Origin of the sequence: Ornithinicoccus halotolerans (assembly GCF_009602535.1) — a bacterium.
GTDB lineage: Bacteria > Actinomycetota > Actinomycetes > Actinomycetales > Dermatophilaceae > Ornithinicoccus > Ornithinicoccus halotolerans.
Genome location: NZ_WIQI01000224.1, coordinates 1 through 758, shown reverse-complemented (window position 1 = coordinate 758; position 758 = coordinate 1). Strand labels below are relative to the sequence as shown.

The 758-nt window shown below is 64.5% G+C and carries 1 protein-coding gene; it reads left to right on the top strand.

The annotated features are described in order from the left end of the window. Positions 1–60: 60 nt before the first annotated feature. A partial coding sequence (locus GFJ45_RS16190) for an FG-GAP repeat domain-containing protein (RefSeq protein WP_267128878.1) occupies positions 61–758 on the top strand: 698 nt, incomplete at its 3' end.

Here is a 758-nt window from a genome sequence, read left to right as displayed (position 1 = left end):
GTGGGGTATGACGGTGATGGGTACGGGGATGTGTTGATGCGGCGGTCGAACGGGGATCTGATGATGTTCTCCGGTGATGGTGCTGGGTATTTTTGGCGGCCGCCGGTGAAGATCGGGTCGGGGTGGGGCCAGTTTGTGCAGGTGACTGCTGCGGGGGATATGGATGGTGATGGCCACAATGACTTGCTGGCGGTGGATGGCAAGGGCCGGTTGTTCATCTACTCCGGGACCGGTGATGGTGGTCAGAAGAGCCGGGTCTGGGTGGGGTCGGGCTGGGACCAGTACGTGGATGTGTACGGGCCTGGTGATCTGAACGGCAATGGCACCGGTGATGTGATCGCGCGGGGCAGTGACGGCAGGTTGTGGTTCTACGACGGTCGGGGTGATGGGTCGTTGGCGGGCCGGGTGCAGGTGGGCACCGGTGGCTGGGCGCAGTTCTCCGAGCTGGTGCCGGTGGGTGACTTCACCGGGAACGGTCGGGTGGATGTGTTCGCCAGGACGGTCTCGGGGAAGTTGTGGCGCTACCAGGCTCGTGGTGATGGTGGTCTGGGCGGCAAGGTGCTCATCGGTGCCGGGTGGGACATGTTCACGGCGGTGTTCTCGGCCGGGGACACCAATGGTGATGGTCGTCCGGACCTGTACGGGCGTACCTCTGGTGGTGGGTTGTACTACTACCCCGGTGCCGGAGACGGCCTGGCCCGGCGCCAGGTGGTCACCACCTCCGGATGGAACTATCCCGACCTCATCGGCGTCCGCTA